Raw genomic sequence first — 26,306 nt, 5'->3', positions numbered from 1 at the left:
CCGCTCTGCTATGTCTCAGATCAAGGCCCCCAGGCAAACTTGACATCCTGCACGTGCTCAAGCCGATTGTGCGACAAACCGGCAATCTCCGTGACGATCTTGCGGCGGAGGACAGGAAAATAGTCGTCTATCATACGAGCTGTAGTCGCGAAGCTGTTGGGACCGCCGGTAACGTGGCTGTAGAGATAATCGGTTGGGTGCTGCCACGCTCCTTCGTCTGGGTCGAGGCTGGCGGCTAGGTCCCTAAGTGGTAGCACCGGCGCGGGGATGGCAAGCGCATTGATGATGTGGCCCATGGCCAAGGCATGGTCCCGCGCGGCCTCTGGCGCAGGACCATCATTATTGGGTCCATTCGCTGAGATGTCGATAATCGTGCGGTCGGGTGTGGCGGGGCAGTGGGCCAGGCTCTGAGAGGCGTAGGAAATGGCCCAGCTGAGGCTGGTGTGGCCAAGGCGGTCCTGACCGGGCCGGTTGCCCATATCTCGAATAACGTCAGCTGCCTCTCGTGCGCCGCGCGCATTCTCTATGATGCGCCAAGGCAATATGGTGTGGGCGGTACGATGGCTAGACCACTCGACATAGGTAACGGCGATCCGCCCAGTGCGGGTCACGGCTATGGCGGACACAACGTCGGGATGACTCAACGCCTGGGCGTGACCCTCACGCTGCATATGGGCTGTGCCATTGGCGATGCTGGCCGATATATCAGCTGCCAACACGAGGCACACGTCAACTGCAGCGTCGGCCTTCTGCGCGCGGACGGATGCAGCCGGAATAAAAAAGCTTGTGCAGATGATGGTGCGCATGAACGCTCTCCAAGATTTTGATGCGACTGTGGGGGGCGCCGTAGGAGCGCGGAGAGTTCCGTTGTTAGGGACAATGTCGCCACTGATGTGGATGGTGCGTCCGCCGTGCGTTGCAATTTCAGCCACCGATCCCCCCATTCCCAAAGACACTTTCGACCCAGCGACGTTCGCCCGGCTCCCAAAGGCTGTTCTTATAGAAATCCAAATTCTGCGCATGCCCCAACCGGGTCAGACGAGGTACTAGTCCTGCGTATCAGGTGCCCCTCGGCCGCGGACGACTGGAAGTTTCAAGTTCGCTAATATAAGGTCGGATTTCTTCTCGGATGCGGGATGGAGATGGGCGCGTTCGATCTCGACGCAGTGGGCAATGCCATAGCCGAAGCGGCGGCCGACCCGACGCGCTGGGACGCTGCAATGGATGTGGCTGCGGACGCCACTGGAAGCTTTGGCGCAATGCTTTTCGACGCGAAAGGGCATTTCCCCGGCATACCGAAAAGTCGCCGAATGGGTCCCTCGCTCGAGACATACATCAAGGATGGCTGGATCGACCGGGACGACCGATACAAGCTGTTGCCTCTGTTGGTTCGCAGAGGAGCCGTCAGCGAGCTTGACGTCCTGACGCCCGAGGAAATCGCCAGGCATCCCTACTATCAGGAATTTCTCGCGCCATTCGGTCTGCGGTGGTTTGCGGGTGTGAAGGTTGCGGCAGGCGATGACCTCTGGTGCCTGTCGATCCAGAGGTCGATCCAGCAAGGCCCTTTTTCGCCATCAGAGATGCAGAGCTTTGCCGACTTCTCAAGACAGTTGGGTTCCGCGGCCGCGTTCGCGAGAATGCTGAGCTTCGCGCGGGCCGAAGGCGCGATGGATGCATTCAGCGCAAGCGGCACGCCTGCGGTGATGCTTGACCGGAACGCCACCGTGATCCTGGTGAACGAACCTGCAGAGAGACTGTTCGGTCGAGACCTTTGGGTGACCGGCCGCCATTTGGCTTGTGCCGACAAGAACGCCACCGATGCCCTCAAGCGCGCATTTCATGTGCTGCTGCGAAATCCGACCCCGCCAGCAATGGCGAACCCTGTCTCGCTGGCCCGCCTCGGAGGCAGACCTCTGCTAGCCTACCTCATGCGCCTGCCAAGAATTACCACGAACGCCTTTGCATCCTGTCAGAGAGTTGTCTGCTTTGTCGATCCGGACATTCATCCTCAACCGTCGGAGGTTGCCTTGCGGACTTGCTTCGGGCTGACCCCTGCCGAGGCGAGACTGGCTCGCCGGATTTCATCGGGCGCAGAGTTGAAGGCCGTCGCGGATGACCTGGGAGTCTCCTACGAAACCGCCAGGAATCAACTGAAAGCCGTCTTCGCCAAAACCGAGACCCATCGCCAGCCGGAACTGGTCGCGTTGCTCGCGAAAATAGCCAGCACCGCTCAAGCTGATTGACCAGAAAACACGGGCCTGTACCCAAAGGCCGGGACGGGTCAATCATCTGCAGGCAGCGATTGCCGGGCGACGCCGATCGCTCCGAGTATTGAAGGAGAAACGATATGAAGGTCGCGCCCAAGGCATTGCTGCAAATGCTGGGCGATCCCGACAGGGACAAAGCCAGGCGGGTTCTTCAGGCGATGTACGAGATGACGAAGATCATCATCGCGGACCTCGAGCGCGCTTACCGGGGCTAACGAACTCGCAAGCCGGCCAAAGCAGAGGAGGGCAGCGCTTTGCCTGTGAGCCAACAGTGCGATACGAGGGGCCTCTGCAGTGGGTCCATGCTGCTTTAACCTGAGGGACGAGCCCAATTGCGCGAACGTATGCTAGAGATCGACGGGGGGCTGCTCCTAACCCTCGATGCTCTTCTGAAGGAACTGAACGTCACCCATGCCGCAGCTCGGCTCGGCATCACGCAGCCCGCTCTTTCCGCTCGTTTGCTTCGGCTGCGGCAGTTGTTTGGCGACCAACTGTTGATCCCGGCATCATCCGGCCGCGGGATGGTGCCGACACCGCACGCCGCCGCGCTCCAGCCCGAACTCGCCAAGCTGATCGAGCGATTGCGCGAGTTCGCGAACGTAGCGCAGTTCTTCGACCCCGCCACCAGCCGCCGCGTCTTCCGGATCGCCGCAACGGACAATCCAGCCGCCATTCTCGCACCGGAACTCATCCCCTTCCTGAAGGCGAAGGCACCTCACATCCGCCTCGCTTTTGTGCTTCCGGACAAAGCCCGGATCGCCGCCCACCTAGAGCAGGGTGACATCGATCTCTTCATCGGCGCGGCCGAGGACGTAGCGGGTGGACTGATCGGAAGGACACTGTTCGACGAAGCGTTCGTCACGGCACAGCGCAAGGATCATCCAAGGGGTAGCAAGCCCTTCGATCTGGATGAGTTCTGCTCGCTTGACCACCTCCTGATCTCGACCAGCGGAGGCAGCTTCTCCGGCATGATCGACGAGGCGCTGGCCGCCCTCGGACGTGAGCGCCGGGTCTCGGTCTCTATCCAGAGCTATGCGCTTGCCCCTTTGGTGCTGATGGGCAGCGACTGCATCTGCACCCTGCCGCGCCGTTTCCTGCAGCGCTTCACCACGTCGCTCGATCTCTTCGAGCCTCCCCTGGCTCTCGCCAAGTTTCAGATGTCCGCCTTCTGGCATCAGCGCATGAGCGGCGATCCCGCTCATGGCTGGCTACGTGAACAGGTGTTTCAGACGGCGCGGGCCCAAGGCCGCTAAGCGGGCCTGGTGATCGCTTGCCGCCTCGGCCCTTAGTCTACTGCCCTTGGCTTTCTTCACGGTTCCGGTACTCAGCCGGGTGCCAGGTGAACGAGCCGCCGCCCTCGGCGCGGATGTGCCCGACGCCGGGAAACGGGAGATGAGGCGCGGCGACGAGTTGGCGAGCGTCCGCGAAGGCCGAAAAGGTCTTCTGCCGCTCGGCCGCCGCCTCCCCTGGGTTCACGTCATATACGATGGTGACAGCGGGATCGGGAAACTGCACGGCCGCGACGTGGATGACGTCGCCGATAAACGCGATCGAATGCCCCTTGCTTGACACCGTGAAGAAAGCGCTGCCAGGCGTGTGACCGGGATGCAGCGTCGCCACGATTCCCGGCAGGATAGTTTCGTCGTCGGAGAACGCCCTGACCTTGCCCGCCCGCTGATAGACGCCGATCGTCTTTTCGGCTTCGTCGAAGTACTGGCGGGCGTAGCCTGTCCTTTCCGAGTTCGAAGCGTCCAGGAAGAAGGTGAGATCGGGTGCTCCGACGTGAACCGTTGCATTGGCGAAGACGGGCTTGCCGTCGGCGACAAGGCCACCGGTATGGTCGGTGTGGATATGAGTGATGAGGATGTCGGTGATGTCCTGCGGCATGACACCGATACTGGCGAGGCTGTCGCGCAGCTTCCCACCGTTGCCTGGCCCGAAGAGTTGCCCCGAACCGGTGTCGACAAGGATGAGCCGCTCGCCGTCCCGGATCAGGAAGGCGTTGATGGAAGCTTCCACCGGGTTGGACAGGAACGCGTGGTTGAGGTGCTCGTCGACCTCCGCAGGTGACGTCCCTGTCAGGAGAGCGTGCAGGTCTTGCCGAACGGTGCCGTCGGACAAAGCAATGATGCCGAGCTCGCCCAGCGGAAACGCGTAAGTGTCAGTGGTTTGCGAGTAAGCGGCAGTGGCGCTAGGGGCCGCGCTTTCGGACAAAGCCGGCACCGCCGTGCCGAGCAGCAAGCTTATTGCGGTCGAGGCGAGAAGGATACGGAAGGTCATGATTGCTGAGGTCCTTGTGGTTGTCGGTGGACCTTGGTTACGGGTTGTGCGCTTCGGATTGAAATTCGATAGCTGGATCGGACCTATCGACGAGCCTTATACCTCTCGAAGCGGAAGCACTGGGGAGATTGGTCGCGTGGATGCCTTCTGCCGGCGCACGATCACTGAAGCGAGAATGGTGGGCAAGTTGAACCGGACGCTGCTCGGTTGGGCGAACTACTTCTCAGTAGGAGCAACGGCAAGGCGTATCGTCCACTCGACAGCTACACCGCAGTGCGGTGCGCCGGTGGTTGAGCTTCAAACAAGGGAAGGCGAAACAAAGGCGGGTTTAGCCAGGACTTCATCCGCGCCTTTGGGGATGGGGCAGCCGGAAAGGTTCTATTCGGTTGAATCGCTGTCCGGCAATTGCATGTCGGTGATGATGTTCTCGCCGTTTGTCTCGTCATAGGCGATCACGATATCCATGCCGGGTTTCAGCGCCTCGAGATCGGTTTCGGCATTCAGCTTGTAGGATTTGCCGTCGTCGAGTGTCAGCGTCAACGTGTCCTTGTCGACCTCTTTGATCAGGCCTTCGGTTTGGCCGGCGAAGGCGGCGGTCGAAATCAGCAATGTGGCGGCAACGGCGCCGATCAGGATACGCATCATCATCCTCTTATCATTGCGCCGGCACGGTGGCGGCGAGTGTTCAACGGGCAGATGGAGCTGACCAGAAACCAACCGAATGTGTCAAAACTAAATCCGCTGGATCACAGTTTGACCACTGCTGAAAACGCCAATAGAAGGCAGACTACAGCGCCGCGTCCTCTTGGGCGCGCAAAGGACGCTGTGGCACTTTTGATTTTGCGCAGGATCCTTTCCGAAAGTCGCTCCGATTTTCAGGGTCATGCGCAAGGCGGCTCCGACGCCGGCAGGGCTGGTTTTCATGTCTCACAATACGTTTGGCCATCTTTTCCGCGTCACCACCTGGGGCGAAAGCCATGGCGCAGCGCTCGGCTGCGTGGTCGACGGCTGTCCGCCCGGCATCCGCTTCACGCGCGCAGAGGTCCAGGCCGAACTCGACAAGCGTCGCCCGGGTCAATCGCGTTTTGTGACGCAGCGTCGCGAACCCGACGAGGTCAAGATCCTGTCCGGCTTCATCCTGGATGAGGACGGCGAGACCATGATCACCACCGGCACGCCGGTGTCGATGATGATCGAGAATGTCGACCAGCGCTCCAAGGACTATGGCGAGATCGCCCGCCAGTACCGGCCGGGCCATGCTGATTACACCTACGACACCAAATATGGCCTGCGCGATCATCGCGGTGGCGGCCGCTCTTCGGCCCGCGAGACGGCGGCGCGGGTGGCGGCCGGAGCCTTGGCCCGCAAGGTCGTGCCCGGCATGGTCGTGCGCGGCGCGCTGGTGTCGATGGGCGAAAAATCGATCGACCGCGCCAACTGGAACTGGAATTTCGTCGGCGATGCCGAAAATCCGTTCTTCACGCCCGATCCGGCGTCAGTCGCCGTGTTCGCCGCGTATCTCGACGGCATCCGCAAGGCGGGTTCCTCGGTCGGTGCGGTCATCGAGATCGTTGCCGACGGCGTTCCGGCAGGCCTTGGGGCGCCGATCTACGCCAAGCTCGACCAGGATATCGCCTCAGGCCTGATGTCGATCAACGCCGTCAAGGGTGTCGAGATCGGCAACGGTTTCGAGGCCGCCCGCATCACCGGCGAAGAGAACGCCGACGAGATGCGTATGGGCAATGACGGCAAGCCGGTCTTCCTGTCCAACAATGCCGGCGGCATCCTCGGTGGCATCTCGACCGGCCAGGCGATCGTCGCGCGCTTTGCCGTCAAGCCAACCTCGTCGATCCTGACTCCGCGAAAGTCGATCGACAAGGACGGCAACGACGTCGAGATCATGACCAAGGGCCGGCACGATCCGTGCGTCGGCATCCGCGCCGTGCCGATCGGCGAGGCGATGGTTGCCTGCGCGATCGCGGATCACTATCTGCGTCATCGGGGACAGACAGGGAAGGCAGTAGGGCAGTAGGTACGCCGCCCGCCGAGACGGCAAATTTTCCTTTTCCCTACTCCCCTACTGCCTTATTCCCCTACTCCCCTGCGAGTGAAACGAGCGCCTATGTCTTATGACCAGAAGAAAATCGTCGAAGCCCTGCGCGCCTTCGAACGCGGCGAGATCGTCGTCGTCATGGACGACGACGGGCGCGAGAACGAGGGCGACCTGATCGTTGCCGCCGTCCATTGCACGCCGGAGAAGATGGCGTTCATCGTCCGCAACACCTCCGGCATCGTCTGCACGCCGATGCCGCGCGAGGAAGCCAAGCGCCTCAACCTGTCGCCGATGGTCGCCGACAATGATTCGGCCCACACCACCGCCTTCACCGTCAGCGTCGATTTTAAGCACGGCACCACGACAGGCATTTCGGCCGACGACCGCACATTGACCGTGCGCAATCTCGCCAACGGCAATGTCGGCGCTTCCGATTTCGTCCGCCCCGGCCACATCTTTCCGCTGATTGCGCGCGAAGGCGGCGTGCTGATGCGTTCGGGCCATACCGAAGCCGCTGTGGATTTGTGCAAGCTCGCCGGCCTGCCGCCGGTCGGCGTCATTTCCGAGCTGGTCAACGATGATGGCACCGTGATGCGCGGCCCGCAGGTGCAGGCCTTCGCCGAAAAGAACGGTTTGAAGCAGATTTCGGTCGCCGATCTCATCGCTTACCGCCAGCGCAAGGAAACGCTGGTCGAGCGTGTCGCCTGTTCGGACATCGACACGCCTGGCGGCAAGGCGCAGGTCTTCACCTACACGCTGCCGTGGGATTCGATGCACCATGTGGCGATCGTCTTCGGCGACATCCGCGACGGCGAGGAGGTGCCGGTGCGGCTGCATTCCGAAGACGTGGTGACGGATGTTTTCGGCACCAGCCACAGGCTTGACGGCATCATGAAATCGATGGGCGAGCGCCGGCGCGGCGTTATCGTCTATTTGCGTGAAGGCTCGGTCGGCGTCGCCCATCAGGAGCGCAAGCGGCCGGCTGCCGAAGACCGCGAGGACCATGAAGAAGCGCGCCGCCGCGAAAACGAATGGCGCGAGATCGGCCTCGGCGCGCAAATCTTGAAGGATCTGGGCATTTCCTCGATCAACCTGATCGCCTCGCGCGAGCGCCACTACGTCGGCCTTGAAGGCTTCGGCATCCATATCGCCAACACCGAAATTCTCTAGAGGCGGGGCGTCCCGCACTCCCCCTGTTGGCCTCTGCTTGACGGCCTCAGCGCTGTGTGGCTCAGGGGTAAATTGCGGCGTCCCGAACTCGCCGCAGCGCGCGTGAAGCTGCGCTCCTCCGCACCTGCCAGAAAGCCACTCAGGCCGGCAAGCTCCTCATGTCGTATTCATGAAGTTCCGATTTGCGCAATGATCTGGACGCAGTGAGCGGCGCTGCCGGCTTTGACAGGCCCGCGGATACGCCGCGCCTTTCTACGCGTCTGCCTGACGGCCACTTCCGCCAGATGAATGATGAGCCGCGCGCCAGCATTCATGACGCTCACGCATAAGAGCATGCGGAATTGAGCCACTAATCGCGAGCGCTGCTCAAACTATCTTCCTGTTGGGACAGCTCGGTCCCCGATCGCCACGACCAACAGGACGTTGCCGAAAAATCGGCACGCCTTCAGCGGCCATTGATGTGCTCGCTCTGACAGAGAAGAGGATCAAAAGCGACATGACGACCTCCGCAGACTTTAGTATCACCAGACGGGATCTGTTGATGGCAGGAGCCGCCTCCGCGGCAATGACCGCGGCGCCATCGGGGGCGAATGCTCAAGCTGGCAATGGCGATGTGCCTTCCGCCGTCGGCGAACCTGCCATGTCGAAAGTAGCCATCACTGTGAACGGGGAGGCCCGCGAACTGGACCTCGACACGCGGACCACGCTGCTCGATGCGTTGCGCGAGCACCTGCATCTCACCGGCACCAAGAAGGGCTGCGATCATGGCCAGTGCGGCGCTTGCACGGTGATGGTCGACGGCCAGCGGATCAATTCATGCCTGACGCTCGCGGTGATGCACGAAGGCGATGCCATTACCACTATCGAAGGGCTCGGCGCGCCTCAGAACCTGAACGCGATGCAGGCCGCCTTCGTGAAGCATGACGGTTACCAGTGCGGCTATTGCACGCCCGGGCAAATCTGCTCCGCCGTGGCGGTGCTGGACGAGATCAGGGCGGGCATCCCGAGCCACGTGAGCGGTGACTTGACCGCAACGCCGCAAGCCACAGTCGCCGAACTGCGCGAGCGGATGAGCGGCAACATCTGCCGTTGCGGCGCCTATTCCAACATCGTCGAAGCGATCGCCGAGGTCGCCGGGAGGCCGGCATGAGATCCTTCACCTATGAGCGCGCGAGTTCTCCTGCGGAAGCAGCTGCCGCGGCGAGTGCCGAAGGCGCCAAGTTCATTGCCGGCGGCACCAACCTGCTCGATCTGATGAAGCTCGAAATCGAAACGCCGACGCACCTGATCGACGTCAACGACCTCGCGCTCGATAGGATCGAGACCACGCCAGAGGGCGGGTTGCGCATCGGCGCCCTGGTGCGCAACACCGATCTCGCCGCGGATGAGCGCGTGCGACGCGACTATGGCTTGCTCTCTCGCGCGCTGCTCGCCGGTGCCTCGGGCCAGCTGCGCAATAAGGCGACCACCGCGGGCAACCTGCTGCAGCGCACGCGCTGCCCCTATTTCTACGACACCAACCAGCCCTGTAACAAACGCCAGCCCGGCAGCGGCTGCGCGGCGATCGGCGGGTTCAGCCGTCAGCATGCCGTGATCGGCGCAAGCGAGGTGTGCATCGCAATCCATCCGAGCGACATGGCTGTGGCGATGCGGGCGCTCGATGCAACAGTGGAGACGGTGCGCCCCGACGGCACGGCGCGGAGCATACCCATCGCCGAATTCCACCGGCTGCCCGGCGACACGCCGCATGTCGAGAACGCACTCATACCCGGCGAGCTGATCACCGCAGTCACGCTGCCCAGACCGGTGGGCGGAACGCATATCTATCACAAGGTGCGCGACCGGGCTTCCTATGCCTTCGCGCTGGTCTCGGTCGGCGCAATCGTGCAGCGCGACGGCACCGGGCACATCGCTCTCGGCGGCGTGGCGCACAAGCCGTGGCGTGTCGAGGCGGCCGAGGCCGAGTTGCCGCGCGGCGCCAAGGCCGTAGCGGAGCAGCTGCTGGCCGACGCCAAGCCGACGCAAGAGAATGCATTCAAGCTGCCGCTGGTCGAGCGCACGCTCGCCGCGGTTCTGGCGGAAGCAAGGACCTGACCGATGAGATTCGATACCCCCGCCACGACCAATCCGATCGATCAACTCAAGATCGTCGGCAAGCCTACCGATCGGATCGACGGTCCGCTCAAGACCACAGGCACTGCGCCCTATGCCTATGAGTGGCACGATGTCGTACCCAACCAGGCCTATGGCTACGTGGTCGGCTCGGCCATCGCCAAGGGCCGGATCGCCTCGATCGATTTGACCAAAGCCAGGGCCGCGCCAGGCGTGCTGGCCATCGTCACGGCTGAAAACGCCGGCAAACTCGGCAAAGGTGACTGGAACACAGCCAAGCTGCTCGGCGGTCCCGACATCCAGCATTATCATCAGGCGATCGCGCTCGTCGTCGCCGAGACGTTCGAACAGGCGCGCGCCACGGCACAGCTGGTCCGCGTCGACTATATCCGGGCCCAGGGCGCGTTCGACCTCGCGAGCGCCAAGGATCCCGCGAACGTGCCGGATGAGGCCACGCCTGATACCGCGGTCGGCGACTTCGCCGGCGCCTTTGCCAGTGCGCCGGTCCAGCTTGATGCGACCTACACCACGCCCGATCAAGGGCACGCGATGATGGAGCCGCATGCCTCGATCGCCGCCTGGGACGGGGATAAGCTCACGCTTTGGACCTCGAACCAGATGATCGCCTGGAGCACGGGGGACATGGCCAAGACGCTGGGCATCCCCAAGGAGAATATTCGTCTTATCTCGCCGTTCATCGGCGGTGGCTTTGGCGGCAAGCTGTTCGTGCGATCCGATGCGGTGCTTGCAGCCCTTGGCGCACGCGCCGCCCGGCGGCCGGTGAAGGTGGCGCTAGCGCGGCCTTTCATGTTCAACAACACCACGCACCGGCCGGCAACGATCCAGCGCATCCGTATCGGCGCGACCCGGGATGGCAAGATCACCGCGATCGGCCATGAAAGCTGGTCTGGCGACCTGCCCGGCGGCGGCCCAGAAAATGCAGTCCAGCAGACCCGCCTGCTCTATGCCGGCGCCAATCGCATGACCGCCACACGGCTTGCTGTGCTCGATCTGCCCGAAGGCAATGCGATGCGTGCGCCGGGCGAGGCACCGGGCTTGATGGCGCTGGAGATCGCGATGGACGAGATGGCGGAAAAGCTCGACATCGATCCGGTCGAATTCCGCATCCTCAACGACACCCAGGTCGATCCTGAGAACCCGGATCGCCGGTTCTCGCAGCGTCAGTTGGTCGAGTGCCTGCGCATCGGCGCCGAACGCTTCGGCTGGAAGACGCGCGACATCCGGACCGGCCGGGTCCGCGAGGGGCGCTGGCTGATTGGTGTGGGTGTCGCCGCGGGGTTTCGCAACAACCTCCTGACGACGTCTGCCGCACGTGTCCGGCTCGATCATCGTGGCGTCGTCACGGTCGAGACCGACATGACCGACATCGGCACCGGCAGTTATACGATTATCGCCCAGACGGCGGCGGAGATGATGGGCGTGCCGCTCGACAGGGTGGTGGTGCGGCTTGGCGACTCGATCTTCCCGGTTTCGGCCGGCTCAGGTGGACAATGGGGCGCCAACAACTCGACATCAGGCGTTTATGCCGCGTGCGTCAAGCTACGCGAGGCGGTGACGCAAAAGCTTGGATTCAACTCTGCCGAGGCCCTCTTTGAGGATGGCAACGTCCGCTTGGGCAGTCGCAGCGTTTCGCTCGCCGAGGCCGCAGGTGAAGCAGGCCTCGTCGCCGAGGACGCGATAGAATATGGCAACCTCGCCAAACAATACCAGCAATCGACCTTTGCTGCTCACTTCGTTGAAGTCGGTGTCGACGCCGCAACCGGGGAGATCCGCGTGAGGCGAATGCTCGCGGTCTGTGCGGCCGGTCGTATCCTCAATCCCAAATCGGCGCGCAGCCAGGTCATCGGCGCCATGACCATGGGCGTCGGCGCGGCGCTGATGGAGGAGCTTGCAGTCGACAAGCGCCACGGCTTCTTCGTCAACCATGATCTCGCCGGCTATGAGGTGCCGGTCCATGCCGACATCCCGCGCCAGGAGGTGATCTTTCTCGACGAGACGGATCCGATTTCGTCGCCGATGAAGGCCAAGGGCGTCGGCGAGCTCGGCCTCTGCGGGGTCGGCGCGGCCATCGCCAACGCGGTCTACAACGCTAGCGGCGTGCGCGTGCGCGACTATCCGGTCACACTCGACAAGCTTCTTTCGGGTTTGCCCGAGATATGACTGTCCTCCCCGCGGCCACGCCTCGCGAGCTTCTGTCCCTCGCGATGCCTCTCTTTCGCTGGGCGCTGCCAAGCGCCACCGACGACGAACGGTCGCCCCAAGCGCCCGCCTTCGAATGACAAGTCTCTATCCGGAATGGAGAATTCCTCATGAAGAAACTCGCGGCTTCCCTGGTGATCTCGTCGCTCGCCACCTCCGTCGGAGAGGCGCAGGAGCGGCCCGCAGGCCGGATCGCGCCGCCGGACGTCTATGTCGTGGCGCCTGGTCTCGGAGAGTATACGGACGAGCTGCTGTTCGGCGATGTCTGGCTGCGCGACGAGCTCAAGCCTCGTGATCGCAGCATCATCACCGTCTCGGCCCTGATTGCGTCGGGGCGCATTGCGCAGGTGGGTGGGCATGTCGGTCGGGCGCTCGATAACGGCGTGACCCCAAGCGAGATCGGTGAGATCATCACCCATCTCGCCTTCTACTCCGGCTGGCCGAACGCCATTTCCGCCGTCAACGCGACGAAGGAGATCTTCGATAAGCGCGGCATCGAGCCGGTTGCGGCCGAGGCGGGGCAGCCACTGGAACTCGATCCAGCTTCCGAGGCGGCAAGGGCGGCGAGCGTGGATACATCGACCGGCCCGGTCGTTCCGGCGCTTGCGGAATACACCAACCGCGTGCTCTTCGGCGATCTCTGGCGGCGGCCGCAGCTCTCGGCGCGCGACCGTAGCCTTGTCACCATCGCCGGTCTCATCGCAACGGGCAAAGCCGAGCAACTGCCTTTCCATCTAAGTCGCGGGATGGACAACGGCCTGACACGAACCGAGGTCGCGGAGGTTCCGACGCATCTGGCCTATTATGCTGGCTGGCCCCATGCGATGTCGGCTGTGCCGGTCCTGCGCGGGGTTTTTGAGGCTCGCAAAGCTGCTGCGCCAGGGGAAGCCGGTGCCGACGCGCTTTCTGTGCAGAAACACGACCCAGAGGCCGCCGCCACGGGATCACCTGAAAACTTCACCGGCTCCGTGCGGGTTGAGTCGCGATTTCAAGCCGAGGACCCGGCGCGAGTCGGCGGGGCGACGGTGAGCTTCGAGCCGGGTGCGCGCACGGTCTGGCATACGCATCCGCTTGGCCAGACGCTGATCGTCACCTCGGGCTGTGGCTGGGTACAAAGCGAAGGCGGGCCGATCGAGGAGGTGAGGCCTGGGGACGTGGTGGATATCCCGCCAAATGTCCGCCACTGGCATGGCGCCTCGAAGGGAGCCTCCATGACCCACGTGGCCGTGGCGGAGTCTCTCAATGGCAGTGCCGTCACCTGGATGGAGCAGGTGACGGACGACCAGTATGCCCGCGGCCCCGAAGCCGCCGATCAGTGCCGCGGCTGATTTGCCGTGTCGGCCCCTCAGGCCGTCGCACCAGAGGCGGACGGCCGTAGACGCCTTCGAGAGGAGGACGTCCGGCCCCGCTCGGGACCGGACGCATAGAGACTATTCGGCAGGAACCGCGGCTGCGTCGCATGCGGAGGTTTCGCAATCCGCGGTGGCAAGGCTGCGCTGGCCGGCGAGCACGATGACCAGCGCGATTGTGCCCGCCGCCACCGATACCAGGAACCCGCTCTGTGCGCCGAAGGCGTCCACCACCCATCCGGCGGCGAAGGAGCCAAGCGCCATGCCGATGCCTATGCCGGTCATGACCCAGGTGATGCCCTCGGTCAGCATTGCCTCCGGCACGCGCCGCTCGATCAGGCCGAATGCCGTGATGAAGGTCGGCGAGATCGCCACGCCGCTAACGAAGACGGCCAGTGCCAGAAGAGGCACCGTGTCGGCCACGAGCAGCGGCAGCGTGGTGAGCGCGATGATGGCGACCGCGATGGCAAGCTGAATTTGCAGCGGTGTTTTCAGGTTCATGGCGCCGATGATGATGCCGACGACGAACGATCCGAGCGCGTAGACGCCGATGACGAGGCTGGCAGCGCCTGGCTGGCCAAGCTCCTTGGTGATCGCCACGGTGCTCACCTCCGTGGTCGCGAAGGTGGCGCCGATGAAGATCAGGGCCAAGGTGATGATTTGGACCGGCCGCAGGCGGATTGCCGAGCCGCTCGAGCCCTGGTCGATCGGTCGCACTCGCGGCTCGGTCGAGCGCTGCAGGATGAAGGCTGTCGAGCCGAAGGCGAGGAACAATGTGCTCGCCAACATTCCCGCTTCTGGGAAAAGAGCGACGCTCAGGCCCACCGATAGCGATGCCCCGGCGATGTAGACCAGCTCGTCGGCCGCCGACTCGAACGCAAACGCGGTGTTCATCTCGGGGCGATCCCGGAAGAGTTCTGTCCAACGCGCGCGCACCATTGCCGGGATGCTGGGCATTGCAGCGGCCAGCAGCGCCGACACGAATAGCGTCCATATCGGCCAGTCCTGATTGGCCGCCGCAATCAGCACCACGAAAGCGAGCACGGAAATGACAGTGGTGGGCACCACAATCCGCGCTTGGCCGAGGCGGTCCACCAGCCGCGATATCTGCGGCGCGGCGAAAGCATTGGCCAGCGCATATGTCGCGGAGACGGCGCCGGCCAGCCAGTACTCGCCATGTGTCTGCGACAGCATCGCGACGATCCCGATCGGAGCCATGGCCATCGGCATCCGGGCAACGAAGCCGGCTGCGGCGAAGCCCTTGGCTCCCCTCGCCTTGAAGATTTCGCGATAGGGATTGGGCATGTGAATACTCCTGGATTTTTGAGGCCGGGCCACTTATATACGTGGCGTATGCAAATTAGATAATAGCATACGAGACGTATGTCAATTAATATACGAGACGTATGTGAAGGAATGGGCGAATGGCGCACAAACCACGCAAGGAGATGATCGCGGAGACCCGCGCCAAACTGGTCGCTGCGGCGCGCCATGCCTTTGGCACTGTCGGCTATGCCGAGGCCTCGATGGACGACTTCACCGCATCGGCCGGGCTGACGCGTGGCGCGCTTTATCACCACTTCGGCGACAAGAAGGGCCTTCTCCAGGCGGTCATCGCCGAGATCGACGCGGAAATGTTGGCCCGGCTGAAGATCGTTTCGGCCAGGGCGGACACTCTCTGGCAGGGCTTTGTCGACGAATGCACCGCCTATATCGAGATGGCGCTGGAGCCGGAGATCCAGCGTATTGTCCTTCGCGATGGACCGGCGGTGCTCGGCGATCCTTCGCAATGGCCGAGCCAGAACGAATGCATCCGCTCGATGAGCGAGAACCTTCAAAAGCTGAGGGACGAGGGAACCATCGTTGCCGTCGATCCCGAAGCCGCGGCAAGGCTGGTCAGCGGCGCCTCGCTGCATGCGGCGCAGTGGATCGCAAATTCGGAGGATCCCGAAGCGACGTCGAAAAAGGCGGTGAAGGCATTCAACGTGCTTTTGGAGGGGCTGCTCAAACAGGGCCGCAGGACTGGCCGTCCGCAAGTGATGGCTGAGATTGGAGAAGAGGGCCGTCCCTAAGGGAGAGGTCGGGGCATATAGGACGGCTTGCGCTGGACCCAACCGGGGCCCAACATCTAAACCCTGTTGAACGTCTGCCTTTGGTGGCTCCAAAACATGGTCAAAGCCGCCGGGCGCGCCTATATCGGGGCATGGTCACAAGGCTTTATACCCACCCGATCTTTCTCGAGCACATAACGCCGCCCGGTCATCCGGAGCGGCCCGACCGGCTGCGCGCCATCGAACGCGTGCTCGACGACGAGGCCTTTGCGGCCCTTGACCGTGCCGAGGCGCCGGATGGCGACGAGGCCACCATCCTCTACGCACATCCGCAGGAATTCGTCGATCGGGTCCGCGCAGCGATACCGGATACCGGTATCGCCCGCGTCGACGCCGACACCACCGCCAGCCCGAAAAGCTGGCAGGCGGCTGTGACGGCGATCGGTGCCGCCAACGCGGCGGTCGACGATGTCTTTCGGGGCAACGCCGCCAATGTCTTTGTTGCCGCCCGGCCACCCGGCCACCATGCGGAAAAGACGACGTCCATGGGCTTCTGCCTGTTCAACACCGCGGCGATCGCGGCGCGCTACGCGCAAAGGCAGCACCAGGCCGAGCGCGTCGCCATCGTCGACTGGGACGTGCACCACGGCAATGGCACGCAGGACATTTTCTGGGACGATCCGTCGGTGCTCTATTGCTCGACGCACCAGATGCCGCTTTACCCAGGGACCGGGGCCGTGAGCGAAACCGGCGCCGGCAACATCGTCAACGCGCCGCTGGCGCCGCAAACCGGCAGCGAGGTTTTCCGCGACGCTTTCCTGTCGCGCATCTTGCCGGCGCTCGATAATTTCGCGCCCGACCTCATCGTAATTTCCGCCGGCTTCGACGCGCACCACCGCGATCCGCTGGCCGAGATCAACCTGACCGAGGACGACTTCGACTGGGCGACCGGCCAGTTGATGCAGCGTGCCGGTCGCTACAGCGACAATCGGCTCGTCAGCCTGCTTGAGGGCGGCTACGATCTGCAGGGATTGGCATTTTCGGTCGCCGCCCATGTCGGGCGACTGATGAAAGGATAGACGATGGCTGGTGAGACCAACGAAGACGTCAGGGCGATGAGCTTCGAGCAGGCGCTCGACGCGCTGGAGAAAATCGTCGATGATCTGGAGCGCGGCGACGTGCCGCTCGACCAGTCGATCCGCATCTATGAGCGCGGCGAGGCGCTGAAGGTCCATTGCGATCGGCTGCTCAAGGCGGCCGAGGACAAGGTCGAGAAGATCAGGCTTTCGCGCGACGGCAAGCCGGTGGGGACAGAGCCGCTGGACGCGGAGTAAGGCACGGCCCCGAAAGAAGAGTTCGCCTTGCCGGCTTTGACATGATGATGATTGAGGACAAAACTCATCCCGATTGAAATGGCTCCAGGACGAGAGGAGATTGCGAAAGATGTGCAGAAACATCAAGACCCTGTTCAATTTCGATCCGCCGGCAAGCAATGACGAGGTCCGCGACGCCGCACTTCAGTTTGTCCGCAAGCTGAGCGGAACGACGCGGCCATCGAAGCAGAACCAGCATGCGTTCGACCACGCCGTCGAGGCAATAGCGGCGTCAGCGCGCGAATTGCTCGACAGCCTCGAGACGACGCAGCATCCGCGCAATCGCGAAGAGGTGGCGGCCAAGGCGAAAGCCAAATCTGCACTCCGCTTCGCCTGAGGAGACCGCATGAGTTTCTTCCCCGGAAATGACCCGCAGGCCGGCGATGCCTTCGCCAGCGACCAGATCGAATTGATGGTCATTCCGAACGCCAAGGACATCGGCGGCTTCCAGGTTCGCCGCGCTTTGCCGACCGCGAAGCGGCGGCTGGTTGGGCCGTTCATCTTCTTCGACCGCATGGGCCCGGCCATCTTGCGGGCCGGCCAGGCGCTCGATGTCCGTCCGCATCCGCATATCGGCCTGTCGACGGTCACTTACCTATTCGACGGCAAGATCCGGCACCGCGATTCGCTCGGCACCGAAATGGTAATCCAGCCCGGCGACGTGAATTTGATGACCGCCGGCCGCGGTATCGTCCATTCCGAGCGCACGCCACAGGAGCTGCGCGGCGCACCGATGTCGGTGTCCGGCCTGCAGACATGGCTGGCGCTGCCCGACGATAAGGAAGAGGTCGATCCAATCTTCGAGAATACGGCGGCCATGCGTCTTCCCGAGATCGACGCCGAAGGCGTCAGCGGGCGTGTCGTCATCGGTGCCTTTTCCGGGTTGCGGTCTCCGGTCGCGACCGCTTCGGACACGCTCTATGCTGACCTCAGCCTGGCGCCTGGCGCCAGTGTGAAAATCCCTGCCGATGCCGAGGAGCGCGCCATCTATACGTTGGAAGGCGAGGTTTCGATCACCGGCGACCGCTTTCCAGCGGAGCGGCTGCTGGTATTCCGGCCCGGCGACGAGATCGTCGTGTCCTCGGAGGGTGGAGCGCATTTTATGCTGTTCGGCGGTGCCTCGCTCGGCTCCAAGCGCTACATCTGGTGGAATTTCGTGTCATCTTCGAAGGAACGCATCGAGCAGGCGAAAGAAGAGTGGAAGACAGGCCGCTTCGATATCGTTCCTGGGGATGAAGAAGAGTTCATTCCGCTGCCGGACAATTAGAGCGCCGCGCGCCCTTTTGGACACGCAAAGGAAACCCTAACACTTTGAATCTACGCCGCGTCACTCACACGCATTTACATTCGCCGGCCAGCAGCCTATTTCGCAGATGAATAAAAAGCAGGCCCTACCACCAGTGAACGCAAAGCTCCATACACCGCTTCTCGACAAGGTCCGCATCCCGGCCGACCTCAGGACGCTCGACGAAGGTGATCTGCCGCAGTTGGCATCGGAGCTTCGCACCGAGTTGATCGACGCTGTGTCCCACACCGGCGGACATCTCGGTGCTGGCCTTGGCGTGGTCGAACTGACGGTCGCATTGCATTATGTCTTCAACACGCCCGACGACCGGCTGATCTGGGATGTCGGTCACCAGGCCTATCCGCACAAGATACTGACCGGCCGCCGCGACCGTATCCGCACGCTGCGGCAAGAGGGCGGCCTGTCCGGTTTCACCCAGCGCGCCGAGAGCGAATACGATCCGTTCGGCGCCGCCCACTCCTCGACCTCCATTTCCGCCGGCCTCGGCATGGCAATGGCACGCGATCTCTCCGGTGGCCGCAACAATGTCATTGCCGTCATTGGCGACGGCGCCATGTCGGCCGGCATGGCCTACGAGGCGATGAACAATGCCGGCGCGCTCGATGCCCGTCTGATCGTCATCCTCAACGACAACGACATGTCGATCGCTCCGCCGACCGGTGCGATGAGCGCCTATCTGGCTCGCCTTGCATCGGGCAAGGCCTATCTGGGCCTGCGCGATTTCGGCAAGAAGCTGACCTCCTATTTGGGCGAGCGCGCCGATCGCGCCATCAAGCGGGCGGTCGAGCATGCGCGCGGCTACGTCACCGGCGGCACGCTGTTCGAGGAAATGGGTTTCTACCACATCGGCCCGATCGACGGTCACAATCTCGAGCACCTGATCCCGGTGCTGAAGAACGTCCGCGACAATGCCGACGGCCCGGTGCTGATCCACGTCGTGACCCAGAAGGGCAAGGGCTATGCACCGGCCGAGGCGGCGGCCGACAAATATCACGGCGTCAACAAGTTCGACGTCATCACCGGCGCGCAGGCCAAGGCGCCGGCCAACGCGCCGAGCTACACGAAGGTCTTTGCCGAAAGCCTGGTCCAGGAGGCCCGAGAGGACGACCGCATCGTCGCCATCACCGCCGCCATGCCGAGCGGCACCGGTCTTGACCTGTTCGGCGAGGCGTTCCCGGCGAGGACCTTCGACGTTGGCATCGCCGAGCAACATGCGGTGACCTTTGCCGCCGGACTTGCCACGGAAGGCTTCAAGCCTTTCGCTGCGATCTATTCGACCTTCCTGCAGCGCGCCTACGACCAGGTGGTTCACGACGTTGCGATCCAGAAACTGCCGGTGCGCTTTCCGATCGATCGCGCGGGCTTCGTCGGTGCCGACGGCGCGACCCATTGCGGCGCCTTCGACACGACCTTTCTGGCGACGCTGCCTGGTTTTGTCGTCATGGCCGCAGCGGACGAGGCGGAACTGCGCCACATGGTGCGCACGGCAGCAAGCTATGATGACGGGCCCATTGCCTTCCGCTACCCGCGCGGCAACGGCGTCGGCGTCGACATGCCGGAGCGTGGCTCGGTTCTCGAAATCGGCAAGGGCCGTATCGTCAGGGAGGGCACCAAGGTTGCGCTGCTTTCCTTCGGTACGCGGCTGCAGGATTGCCTGGCTGCGGCCGAGGAGCTCGGCGCGGCAGGGCTTTCCACCACGGTCGCTGATGCTCGTTTCGCCAAGCCGCTCGACGAGGATCTGATCCGGCGGCTGGCCCGCTCTCACGAGGTGCTGGTAACGGTGGAAGAGGGCGCGGTCGGCGGCTTCGCCAGCCATGTGCTGCAATTCCTGGCCCATGAAGGACTGCTGGAAAACGGCCTGAAGGTACGCCCGCTTGTGTTGCCGGACGCATTCACAGATCACGCCAAGCCCGAAAAGATGTATGCCGACGCCGGACTGGACGCCGCCGGCATCGTGCGCACCGTCTTCGTGGCGCTGGGACACACCGCCAGCGCGCAAAGCGCCTGAATCAAAATCTCAACAGCTTGACCCAGTTTGCCGACGGGCGGCCGTAACCGACTGTTTACGCTGCGATTTGGCGTTTGCTTATCGTGTCTCTTGGCACCGTCGGTCGAACGTCGGGTTTCGCGGCCAATCTTCTAGAAGCTAGAACCACATATCGCGCACACATCGACCATCGCTCGGCAGATCCTCGAATTTGTAGAGACCATCGAAATGGTCGATTGGCAGGTCGGCGACTGCTTCAGGCGCAAGCCTCACATTGACGGCGATTCGAATGCGACCGGTGGCGCTAGAGCGCAAACCACGCCAGGCCAGAACACAGGCGCATGTCGGACAGAACAGAATCTCGAGCGACGGGGCATCCTTTCCGGCGCGCGTATAAGACCTTGTCGGCCCCGCAAGACGGATGCGTTCGTCAACATAATCGTAAGCCTACAGCGCGCCATAGCGGCGGCAAAGCGAGCAATTGCAGGCTGTGATCGAGCCGGGATCGCCCTCCAACGTCCAGTGGGCCGCGCCACAATGGCAGGTTCCGGTCAGCATTCGCCCTCCTTCGCGTTCGGCAGCAAAACGCATTTCGTCCCTGACATTGTGCCGGACGTGGTGCGATATTCAACAAGCTGTGGCAGCTTGATACGTTCGCTGCTTTCCGAAGATGTTCGTTGTCCCCCCCAATATCCTTGCCATCATCGTCGGCTTTCGCCATGAAGGCCGATGAACTTCCCTTTGCCAGCCAGCACACGCCAGCGGCTCGACGAACTGCTCGTCGCTCGCGGCCTGTTCCCCAGCCGCTCTCGCGCCCGCGACGCGATCGAGCGCGGTACGGTCACAGTCGATGGCGTCATTGCCCGCAAGCCCGGCCAGTCCGTCTTGGTTGATTGCCTCATCGCCATCGATGATCCGGCGCAAGGTTACGTGTCGCGCGCTGCGCTGAAGCTGATCGCCGGGCTCGACCATTTCGGTCTCGATCCCGCCGGCAGCGAAGCGCTCGACGTCGGCGCCTCGACCGGCGGTTTTACTCAAGTGCTGCTCGAACGCGGCGCGGCGCATGTCACGTCGATCGATGTCGGGCATGGCCAGATCCATCCGGATATCGGCGGCAATCCGCGCGTGACGGTGATCGAGGGACTGAACGCCCGCGATCTCTCGGCCGCCGATCTTGCCGGTTGCATTCCGGATTTCATCGTCTCCGATGTCAGCTTCATCTCGTTGAAACTGGCGCTGCCGCCGGCGCTCGCCATTGCCAGGAGCGGCGCCAGGGCAATATTTCTGGTCAAGCCGCAATTCGAGGCAGGCCGCGAGGCGATCGGCAAGGGCGGCTTGCTGAAAGACCCATACGATGCCGCGCGGGTTGCCGGCCTGCTGCAGGACTGGCTCGACGGCGTCCCCGGCTGGCGCGCGCTGGGACTGCATCTGTCGCCGATCGAAGGCGGCGACGGCAATCGCGAATTCCTGCTCGCCGGGATCAAGGACGCCGGCGTGAAGAACGGCGGGATCGGCGACCGATGAACGCGCGCTTCACGATCACAAGACTGGGATCCCAGGGCGACGGCGTCGCCGAGACCGAAACCGGCGAGCTTTTCATTCCGTTCACGCTGCCCGGTGAAATCGTCACCGCCGCGCGCGAAAAAGATCGCGCCACGCCGATGGCGGTGCTGGAGGCTTCGCCACTTCGTATCGATCCCGCCTGCCGGCATTTCACCGAATGCGGCGGCTGCGCCATCCAGCATCTCGAGGCCGAAGCCTATCATCGGTGGAAGCACGACAAGGTTGCGCATGCGCTGAACAGCAAGGGCATTGTTTGCGACGTTGACCCGCTACTGCCGTGCGCGCCGCAGACGCGTCGGCGCGTCGTGTTCACCGCCCGACGGAGTGAGGCCGGCATGCAGCTCGGCTTCGTTCGTGCGCTGTCGTCGGAAATCATTTCCATCGAGGAATGCCCGATCTCGCTGCCCGAGATCGTCGCAAAGCTCGACCGTCTGAAAACACTCGCCGAATTGGTTTGCGCAACGACGAAATCGTTCCGCATGACGGTCACGGTGACCGGTTCCGGCCTCGATGTCGCGGTTCACGAATCCGGCAAGCTCGGCGAGAACCAGCGCCGCGTCGCCTCCAACTTCGTCATCGCTCATGGGCTGGCAAGGCTTTCGATCGACGGCGAGATCATCATCGAGCCCAAGAAGCCGGTTGTCACGTTCGGCAGCGTCGCTGTCGCGGTGCCGCCGGGCGCATTCCTGCAGGCCACCGAGGCCGCCGAGCAGGCGATGGCGGAGATTGTCGGCCGGCACCTCGCGCGCGCCAAAAAGGTCGCCGATCTCTTCGCCGGCTGCGGCAGCTTTGCGCTACGCCTCGCCGCGAAGTCGGAAGTCCATGCGGTGGAGGGCGACGCGGCAGCGCTTTCGGCGCTCGACCGGGCGTTCCGTTTCGCCAGCGGTCTGAAGCGGGTCACCAGCGAACGCCGCGACCTGTTCCGCCGGCCGCTCACTTTCAAGGAGCTGAATGCCTTCGACGGCGTTGTCTTCGATCCGCCCCGCGCCGGCGCCGAGGACCAGTCGAAGCAGATCGCCCGTTCCGATGTGCCGCTCGTCGCCGCGGTGTCCTGCAATCCGGTGACGCTGGCGCGCGACCTGCGCATCCTCATCGACGGCGGTTATGCGCTGAAAAGCGTGACGCCGATCGACCAGTTCCTGTGGTCGCCGCATGTCGAGGCCGTCGCGCTATTGGAGAAGCCGAGGCGAAGGCGATAGCTGGCAGGAATGCAGGTTGGCGTCCGTTGAGCTTGAATTGCGCGTCGATTGAGCATATTTTGATGAGATGTTGTCAAAGTGTGGTAGGAAATCGCCATGGCTGTAGCCCTCGACATTCCAGCGTCGCGCTTCGGCGAGGAGCGCACGCCATTTCTCTCGGCAAGACGGGTCGCCGAACTGCTCGGCGTCAATCTCACGGAGCTGGCCGGCCTGATCGGTGTCGCGCGCAACACGCTTGCCGCCAAGGCCGGCGCGCGCAAGGTCGACGCTGCACTTAGTCCGGTCGTTCGCATTCTGGCGATGGCGGGCGAAATGGCCGGCAATGAGCAGCGTGCGGCGATTTGGTTCAAGCATCAGCCGATCCCCGGCTGGGCGGGAAAGACCGCCTACGATCTGGTTCGGGAAGGCAAGACGGATAAGGTGCTTGCCTATCTGGAGGCAGTCCGCTCCGGCATCTATGCCTGAAACCAGGCTGAGCCTATGGCGTGCCTTCGTGCCGCGCTGGGCGCATTTGCCGCTTTCCGGTGAGGGTGCTGCCCGCTTTGGCGGCCGCTGGAATCCTGTGGGCGCCCCGGCGATCTATGCGGCGCGGGAATTGTCCACTGCCTGGGCCGAATACAATCAGGGCTTCGTCCAGCATCCGGCGTTGATCGCCCAACTCGAGCTTTCAGGCGCGCGGCTGGCCGACCTGACCGACGCCGATACGCTGACCGAACTCGGGGCAACTACGGACATTCATCGGTGTGAGTGGCGCGACATGCTGGATCGAGACCTTGTGCCAGAGACGCACAGGCTAAGAGATCGCTTGCTTGCCGATGGACTACATGGCGTGATCTATCCATCCTTCATGTCGCCCGGCGGCACATGCGTCGCGCTCTGGCGCTGGAACGAGGACGACGCCCCGCGCCTCGGTGTCGTCGATCCCGATCATCGCCTGCCGAAAACACCGGCTTCATGGCTATAACGGGAGTTTCGAACAGGCCTACCTCGACAGGCTGGCCGCTCAAACCCTGGTGCCACCCACCGTCATCTGGTTCATCCTGAGATGTGGCTGGCCGACGCCTACCGGCACGCCCTGGCCGGCCTTGCCGCACATGCCGATGCCGGTGTCGAGCTTCATGTCGTTGCCGATCATCGAAACGCGGTGCATGGCGTCAGGCCCATTGCCGATCAGCATGGCGCCCTTGATCGGCTGCGTCACCTTGCCGTTCTCGATCATGTAGGCCTCGGTGCAGCCGAACACGAACTTGCCCGAGGTGATGTCGACCTGGCCGCCGCCGAAGGAGACGGCATAGATGCCGTTCTTGACCGAGGCGATGATTTCGTCCGGCTCCATGTCGCCTGAGGTCATGTAGGTGTTGGTCATGCGCGGCATCGGCTGATGCGCGTAGCCTTCGCGCCGTCCGTTGCCGGTGGCGTTCATGCCCATCAGCCGGGCGTTCTGGCGGTCCTGCATATAGCCGACAAGCTTGCCGTCTTCGATCAGCACGTTGCGGGCCGAAGGTGTTCCTTCGTCATCGACGGTCAGAGAGCCGCGCCGCTCGGCCATGGTGCCGTCGTCGACGACGGTGACACCTTTCGCGGCCACCTGCTGGCCCATCAGCCCGGCGAAGGCCGATGTCTTCTTGCGGTTGAAGTCGCCTTCCAGCCCGTGGCCGACGGCCTCGTGCAGCATGACGCCCGGCCAGCCGCTGGACAGCACGATGTCGAACGTGCCGGCCGGCGCCGGAATGGCCTCGAGGTTGATCAGCGCTTGCCGCAGCGCCTCCTTGGCCGCGTGCTTCCAGCTCTCCTCGACCAGGAACTCGCCAAACGCCTTGCGCCCGCCCATGCCGTAGGAGCCGCTCTCCTGGCGGTCGCCATTGCCGACCACCACCGACACGTTGATCCTGACCAGCGGGCGGATGTCGCGCACCACCTGGCCGTCGGCGCGCACGATCTCGACATGTTGCCAGGAGGCGGCGAGCGAAGCCGTCACTTGTCGCACGCGCGGATCCTCGGCTCGCAGCCACGAATCGATTTCCTGAAGGAGCTTGGCCTTGGCCTCGAAGGAGGGCGAGGGGATCGGGTTCTCGTCGCCGTAGAGATGACGGTTGGTGCGGGCAGGCGCCGCGGCAAGCGTGCCGGAATAGCCGCCCTTGACCGTTGAGACCGCGTCGGCCGCGCGCAGCAGCGATGCTTCGGAAAGATCGCTGGAATGCGCGTAGCCACTGGCTTCGCCGGCGACGGCGCGTAGCCCAAAACCCTGGTCGGTGTTGAAATTGGCGGTCTTCAGCCGGCCATTGTCGAACATCAGCGCTTCGCTCTCGCTGTATTCGAGGAACAATTCGCCGTCGTCGGCGCCGTTGATGGTCTCGGCGACGATCTGCTTGATGCGATCGTCGGAAATGTCGAATTGGCCGATCAGGCTGTTCATGGCAGGTCCGTCCGTGGAAAGAGATTGTCCTCACGATGTAGGCGCGAAGGCGCGTCCAGACAATCGGCAATGACCATTGTCTGCGCATGACCCCGAAAATCGGAGTCGATTTTCGGAAAGGATCATGCGCAAAATCAAAGCGCTACAGCGTCCTTTGCGCGTCCCTGGACGCGCGGCGCTGTAGCTAAAGGCCGGTCACAATCTCTTTCATTGGTAAGGATTTGGGCGTCTGACCGGTTCAAGGCAGGGCGGCGAAACCGTCGGCAAAACCCTTGAGCTCTACCGGAATGCCGATGCCTTCCTCCGGCGTCTGGAAGACGATGAAGGTGGCCGACGTTCCGGTCTTCAGCGTGTCGAGCAGCGGCTTTTCGAGAATGACCTCGGCATAGCAGCCGTCCTGGAAGCAGCGCACGAAATAGGCCCGGCCGATGTCCTTGCCGTCGACATTGAGGCCAAGCCCGTTGGGCAATAGAACGCCGAGCGGGGCCAGCACGCGCAGGATTTCGGCCTTGTTGTCGGCGGTGCGCAGCACAACGACCGAAAGCCCCATCTCGGGACGGTCCTCAGCGACGACGTTCTGCATCATCACGCATTGTTCTGATGTGGCGCCGGCCGGCGTGTCGCAGATAATCGACCACGCGCCATGCGTCGACCGCACCTTGCCGCTTGGCTGCGCGGCATTGACCTGGCTGACAACGGACAGGCCAGACAAGCCAACGAGAAAGATGACCTTCGCCAAGGTCCTCGAAATCCTAAGTCTCGAAAGCCCAAGTCCCCAAAGCCAAGAGTTCATGACGGCTCCATTGCGAATCACGGCACTTTAAGCCGCGCCAAGGGCAAGTAAAGGATGAGACCACTGCCGGCCTGCTTCGACCAAGGCAATTGTGCGCTTTTCCGTGCCAAATTCGCCCGAATTGCGACCGGCCGGCGCATTTTGCCAGGACACTCCGCCGCTCGGGC

At 63.2% G+C, this 26,306-nt stretch carries 25 protein-coding genes and 1 pseudogene; 19 read left to right on the top strand and 7 right to left on the bottom strand.

Annotated elements, in window-relative coordinates:
• Positions 1–20 precede the first annotated feature (20 nt).
• Positions 21–806: a DUF1194 domain-containing protein gene (locus EJ075_RS02765; protein WP_164547029.1), complete on the bottom strand. Its 786-nt coding sequence runs from the start codon at positions 804–806 to the stop codon at positions 21–23.
• Positions 807–1,142: 336 nt separating this feature from the next.
• Here EJ075_RS02765 and EJ075_RS02760 point away from each other — a divergent pair, with 336 nt between their 5' ends.
• From EJ075_RS02760 to EJ075_RS02755, 3 genes are all read left to right on the top strand, one after another.
• Entirely contained in the window at positions 1,143–2,243 is a 1,101-nt protein-coding gene (locus EJ075_RS02760) for a helix-turn-helix transcriptional regulator (protein WP_245458094.1), read from the top strand.
• A 104-nt stretch (positions 2,244–2,347) separates the two neighbouring features.
• Complete coding sequence (locus EJ075_RS33920) at positions 2,348–2,482, top strand: hypothetical protein (protein ID WP_281033155.1); 135 nt, start codon at positions 2,348–2,350, stop codon at positions 2,480–2,482.
• Between the two features lie 117 nt (positions 2,483–2,599).
• Positions 2,600–3,520, top strand: coding sequence for a LysR family transcriptional regulator (locus EJ075_RS02755; RefSeq protein WP_245458093.1), 921 nt, complete (start codon positions 2,600–2,602; stop codon positions 3,518–3,520).
• A 37-nt stretch (positions 3,521–3,557) separates the two neighbouring features.
• Here EJ075_RS02755 and EJ075_RS02750 read toward each other — a convergent pair whose 3' ends face one another.
• Positions 3,558–4,547, bottom strand: coding sequence for an MBL fold metallo-hydrolase (locus tag EJ075_RS02750; RefSeq protein ID WP_126103256.1), 990 nt, complete (start codon positions 4,545–4,547; stop codon positions 3,558–3,560).
• 378 nt (positions 4,548–4,925) lie between these two features.
• Entirely contained in the window at positions 4,926–5,189 is a 264-nt protein-coding gene (locus tag EJ075_RS02745; protein WP_095486233.1) for a DUF1344 domain-containing protein, read from the bottom strand.
• Positions 5,190–5,469: 280 nt separating this feature from the next.
• Between EJ075_RS02745 and aroC the strand changes: the two genes are divergently transcribed.
• From aroC to EJ075_RS02715, 6 genes are all read left to right on the top strand, one after another.
• Positions 5,470–6,579 carry a chorismate synthase gene (gene aroC / locus EJ075_RS02740; protein WP_126103255.1) on the top strand — a complete coding sequence of 370 codons (1,110 nt, stop codon included), beginning with the start codon at positions 5,470–5,472 and terminating at the stop codon, positions 6,577–6,579.
• Positions 6,580–6,669: 90 nt separating this feature from the next.
• Positions 6,670–7,770, top strand: a complete 1,101-nt coding sequence (gene ribB / locus EJ075_RS02735; RefSeq protein ID WP_126103254.1) for a 3,4-dihydroxy-2-butanone-4-phosphate synthase — start codon at positions 6,670–6,672, stop codon at positions 7,768–7,770.
• A 496-nt stretch (positions 7,771–8,266) separates the two neighbouring features.
• On the top strand, positions 8,267–8,920 hold the full coding sequence (gene paoA, locus EJ075_RS02730) for an aldehyde dehydrogenase iron-sulfur subunit PaoA (RefSeq protein WP_126103253.1): 654 nt from the start codon (positions 8,267–8,269) through the stop codon (positions 8,918–8,920).
• On the top strand, positions 8,917–9,864 hold the full coding sequence (locus EJ075_RS02725; RefSeq protein WP_126103252.1) for a xanthine dehydrogenase family protein subunit M: 948 nt from the start codon (positions 8,917–8,919) through the stop codon (positions 9,862–9,864). Before paoA ends, EJ075_RS02725 begins: the two co-directional genes overlap by 4 nt.
• 3 nt (positions 9,865–9,867) lie before the next feature.
• Positions 9,868–12,063, top strand: coding sequence for an aldehyde oxidoreductase molybdenum-binding subunit PaoC (paoC, locus tag EJ075_RS02720; RefSeq protein WP_126103251.1), 2,196 nt, complete (start codon positions 9,868–9,870; stop codon positions 12,061–12,063).
• A 149-nt stretch (positions 12,064–12,212) separates the two neighbouring features.
• Positions 12,213–13,430, top strand: coding sequence for a carboxymuconolactone decarboxylase family protein (locus tag EJ075_RS02715; protein WP_126103250.1), 1,218 nt, complete (start codon positions 12,213–12,215; stop codon positions 13,428–13,430).
• A 102-nt stretch (positions 13,431–13,532) separates the two neighbouring features.
• Here the strand turns inward: EJ075_RS02715 and EJ075_RS02710 are convergent, their stop codons facing one another.
• Positions 13,533–14,756, bottom strand: coding sequence for an MFS transporter (locus EJ075_RS02710; protein WP_095486191.1), 1,224 nt, complete (start codon positions 14,754–14,756; stop codon positions 13,533–13,535).
• Positions 14,757–14,875: 119 nt separating this feature from the next.
• Here EJ075_RS02710 and EJ075_RS02705 point away from each other — a divergent pair, with 119 nt between their 5' ends.
• The 6 genes from EJ075_RS02705 (at position 14,876) to dxs (ending at position 20,189) form a co-directional block, all read left to right on the top strand.
• Entirely contained in the window at positions 14,876–15,523 is a 648-nt protein-coding gene (locus tag EJ075_RS02705; protein WP_126103249.1) for a TetR/AcrR family transcriptional regulator, read from the top strand.
• A gap of 131 nt (positions 15,524–15,654) precedes the next feature.
• On the top strand, positions 15,655–16,581 hold the full coding sequence (locus EJ075_RS02700) for a histone deacetylase family protein (RefSeq protein WP_126103248.1): 927 nt from the start codon (positions 15,655–15,657) through the stop codon (positions 16,579–16,581).
• A gap of 3 nt (positions 16,582–16,584) precedes the next feature.
• Complete coding sequence (locus tag EJ075_RS02695) at positions 16,585–16,836, top strand: exodeoxyribonuclease VII small subunit (RefSeq protein WP_095486188.1); 252 nt, start codon at positions 16,585–16,587, stop codon at positions 16,834–16,836.
• 109 nt (positions 16,837–16,945) lie between these two features.
• The gene (locus EJ075_RS02690; protein WP_126103247.1) at positions 16,946–17,212 is read left to right on the top strand and encodes a DUF2277 domain-containing protein; all 267 of its coding nucleotides are present in this window, start codon (positions 16,946–16,948) and stop codon (positions 17,210–17,212) included.
• A gap of 9 nt (positions 17,213–17,221) precedes the next feature.
• A complete protein-coding gene (locus EJ075_RS02685; protein WP_126103246.1) occupies positions 17,222–18,142 on the top strand; it encodes a pirin family protein in 921 nt (306 codons plus the stop codon).
• Positions 18,143–18,248: 106 nt separating this feature from the next.
• Positions 18,249–20,189: a 1-deoxy-D-xylulose-5-phosphate synthase gene (dxs, locus tag EJ075_RS02680; RefSeq protein ID WP_206437530.1), complete on the top strand. Its 1,941-nt coding sequence runs from the start codon at positions 18,249–18,251 to the stop codon at positions 20,187–20,189.
• Positions 20,190–20,327: 138 nt separating this feature from the next.
• On the opposite strand, the pseudogene EJ075_RS02675 reads toward dxs, so the two are convergent.
• Positions 20,328–20,726, bottom strand: a pseudogene (locus EJ075_RS02675) (GFA family protein).
• 171 nt (positions 20,727–20,897) lie between these two features.
• Here EJ075_RS02675 and EJ075_RS02670 point away from each other — a divergent pair.
• The 4 genes from EJ075_RS02670 (at position 20,898) to EJ075_RS02655 (ending at position 23,894) form a co-directional block, all read left to right on the top strand.
• The gene (locus tag EJ075_RS02670; protein WP_126103244.1) at positions 20,898–21,692 is read left to right on the top strand and encodes a TlyA family RNA methyltransferase; all 795 of its coding nucleotides are present in this window, start codon (positions 20,898–20,900) and stop codon (positions 21,690–21,692) included.
• A complete protein-coding gene (locus EJ075_RS02665) occupies positions 21,689–22,930 on the top strand; it encodes a class I SAM-dependent RNA methyltransferase (protein ID WP_126103243.1) in 1,242 nt (413 codons plus the stop codon). Before EJ075_RS02670 ends, EJ075_RS02665 begins: the two co-directional genes overlap by 4 nt.
• A 96-nt stretch (positions 22,931–23,026) precedes the next feature.
• Positions 23,027–23,395 (top strand): antitoxin Xre/MbcA/ParS toxin-binding domain-containing protein, encoded by a 369-nt coding sequence (locus EJ075_RS02660; RefSeq protein ID WP_126103242.1) that lies wholly within the window; start codon positions 23,027–23,029, stop codon positions 23,393–23,395.
• On the top strand, positions 23,388–23,894 hold the full coding sequence (locus EJ075_RS02655; protein WP_126103241.1) for an RES domain-containing protein: 507 nt from the start codon (positions 23,388–23,390) through the stop codon (positions 23,892–23,894). The genes EJ075_RS02660 and EJ075_RS02655 overlap by 8 nt, the downstream gene beginning before the upstream one ends.
• Before the next feature lie 39 nt (positions 23,895–23,933).
• Here EJ075_RS02655 and tldD read toward each other — a convergent pair whose 3' ends face one another.
• Together tldD and EJ075_RS02645 are read right to left on the bottom strand one after the other, a co-directional pair.
• Positions 23,934–25,346 (bottom strand): metalloprotease TldD, encoded by a 1,413-nt coding sequence (gene tldD, locus EJ075_RS02650; protein ID WP_126103240.1) that lies wholly within the window; start codon positions 25,344–25,346, stop codon positions 23,934–23,936.
• Positions 25,347–25,584: 238 nt separating this feature from the next.
• Entirely contained in the window at positions 25,585–26,139 is a 555-nt protein-coding gene (locus tag EJ075_RS02645) for an invasion associated locus B family protein (protein WP_095486179.1), read from the bottom strand.
• Positions 26,140–26,306 lie beyond the last annotated feature (167 nt).

It is taken from the genome of Mesorhizobium sp. M6A.T.Cr.TU.016.01.1.1 (assembly GCF_003952585.1).
In the GTDB taxonomy this organism is placed as follows: domain Bacteria; phylum Pseudomonadota; class Alphaproteobacteria; order Rhizobiales; family Rhizobiaceae; genus Mesorhizobium; species Mesorhizobium mediterraneum.
The sequence above is the reverse complement of the archived record's forward strand: the minus strand, read 5'-3'. Positions and strand labels throughout refer to the sequence as shown.

Bases quoted from the DNA above. Each gene is read 5' to 3' on its own strand.
- EJ075_RS02685 (WP_126103246.1), top strand. From the start codon at position 17,222: ATGAGTTTCTTCCCCGGAAATGACCCGCAGGCCGGCGATGCCTTCGCC.
- ribB (WP_126103254.1), top strand. From the start codon at position 6,670: ATGTCTTATGACCAGAAGAAAATCGTCGAAGCCCTGCGCGCCTTCGAA.
- EJ075_RS02750 (WP_126103256.1), bottom strand. From the start codon at position 4,547: ATGACCTTCCGTATCCTTCTCGCCTCGACCGCAATAAGCTTGCTGCTC.
- EJ075_RS02760 (WP_245458094.1), top strand. From the start codon at position 1,143: ATGGGCGCGTTCGATCTCGACGCAGTGGGCAATGCCATAGCCGAAGCG.
- EJ075_RS02665 (WP_126103243.1), top strand. From the start codon at position 21,689: ATGAACGCGCGCTTCACGATCACAAGACTGGGATCCCAGGGCGACGGC.
- EJ075_RS02710 (WP_095486191.1), bottom strand. From the start codon at position 14,756: ATGCCCAATCCCTATCGCGAAATCTTCAAGGCGAGGGGAGCCAAGGGC.
- EJ075_RS02745 (WP_095486233.1), bottom strand. From the start codon at position 5,189: ATGCGTATCCTGATCGGCGCCGTTGCCGCCACATTGCTGATTTCGACC.
- EJ075_RS02670 (WP_126103244.1), top strand. From the start codon at position 20,898: ATGAACTTCCCTTTGCCAGCCAGCACACGCCAGCGGCTCGACGAACTG.
- EJ075_RS02645 (WP_095486179.1), bottom strand. From the start codon at position 26,139: ATGAACTCTTGGCTTTGGGGACTTGGGCTTTCGAGACTTAGGATTTCG.
- dxs (WP_206437530.1), top strand. From the start codon at position 18,249: ATGAATAAAAAGCAGGCCCTACCACCAGTGAACGCAAAGCTCCATACA.
- EJ075_RS02715 (WP_126103250.1), top strand. From the start codon at position 12,213: ATGAAGAAACTCGCGGCTTCCCTGGTGATCTCGTCGCTCGCCACCTCC.
- EJ075_RS02660 (WP_126103242.1), top strand. From the start codon at position 23,027: ATGGCTGTAGCCCTCGACATTCCAGCGTCGCGCTTCGGCGAGGAGCGC.
- EJ075_RS02700 (WP_126103248.1), top strand. From the start codon at position 15,655: ATGGTCACAAGGCTTTATACCCACCCGATCTTTCTCGAGCACATAACG.
- EJ075_RS02695 (WP_095486188.1), top strand. From the start codon at position 16,585: ATGGCTGGTGAGACCAACGAAGACGTCAGGGCGATGAGCTTCGAGCAG.
- paoC (WP_126103251.1), top strand. From the start codon at position 9,868: ATGAGATTCGATACCCCCGCCACGACCAATCCGATCGATCAACTCAAG.
- tldD (WP_126103240.1), bottom strand. From the start codon at position 25,346: ATGAACAGCCTGATCGGCCAATTCGACATTTCCGACGATCGCATCAAG.
- EJ075_RS02725 (WP_126103252.1), top strand. From the start codon at position 8,917: ATGAGATCCTTCACCTATGAGCGCGCGAGTTCTCCTGCGGAAGCAGCT.
- EJ075_RS33920 (WP_281033155.1), top strand. From the start codon at position 2,348: ATGAAGGTCGCGCCCAAGGCATTGCTGCAAATGCTGGGCGATCCCGAC.
- aroC (WP_126103255.1), top strand. From the start codon at position 5,470: ATGTCTCACAATACGTTTGGCCATCTTTTCCGCGTCACCACCTGGGGC.
- paoA (WP_126103253.1), top strand. From the start codon at position 8,267: ATGACGACCTCCGCAGACTTTAGTATCACCAGACGGGATCTGTTGATG.
- EJ075_RS02705 (WP_126103249.1), top strand. From the start codon at position 14,876: ATGGCGCACAAACCACGCAAGGAGATGATCGCGGAGACCCGCGCCAAA.
- EJ075_RS02655 (WP_126103241.1), top strand. From the start codon at position 23,388: ATGCCTGAAACCAGGCTGAGCCTATGGCGTGCCTTCGTGCCGCGCTGG.
- EJ075_RS02765 (WP_164547029.1), bottom strand. From the start codon at position 806: ATGCGCACCATCATCTGCACAAGCTTTTTTATTCCGGCTGCATCCGTC.
- EJ075_RS02690 (WP_126103247.1), top strand. From the start codon at position 16,946: ATGTGCAGAAACATCAAGACCCTGTTCAATTTCGATCCGCCGGCAAGC.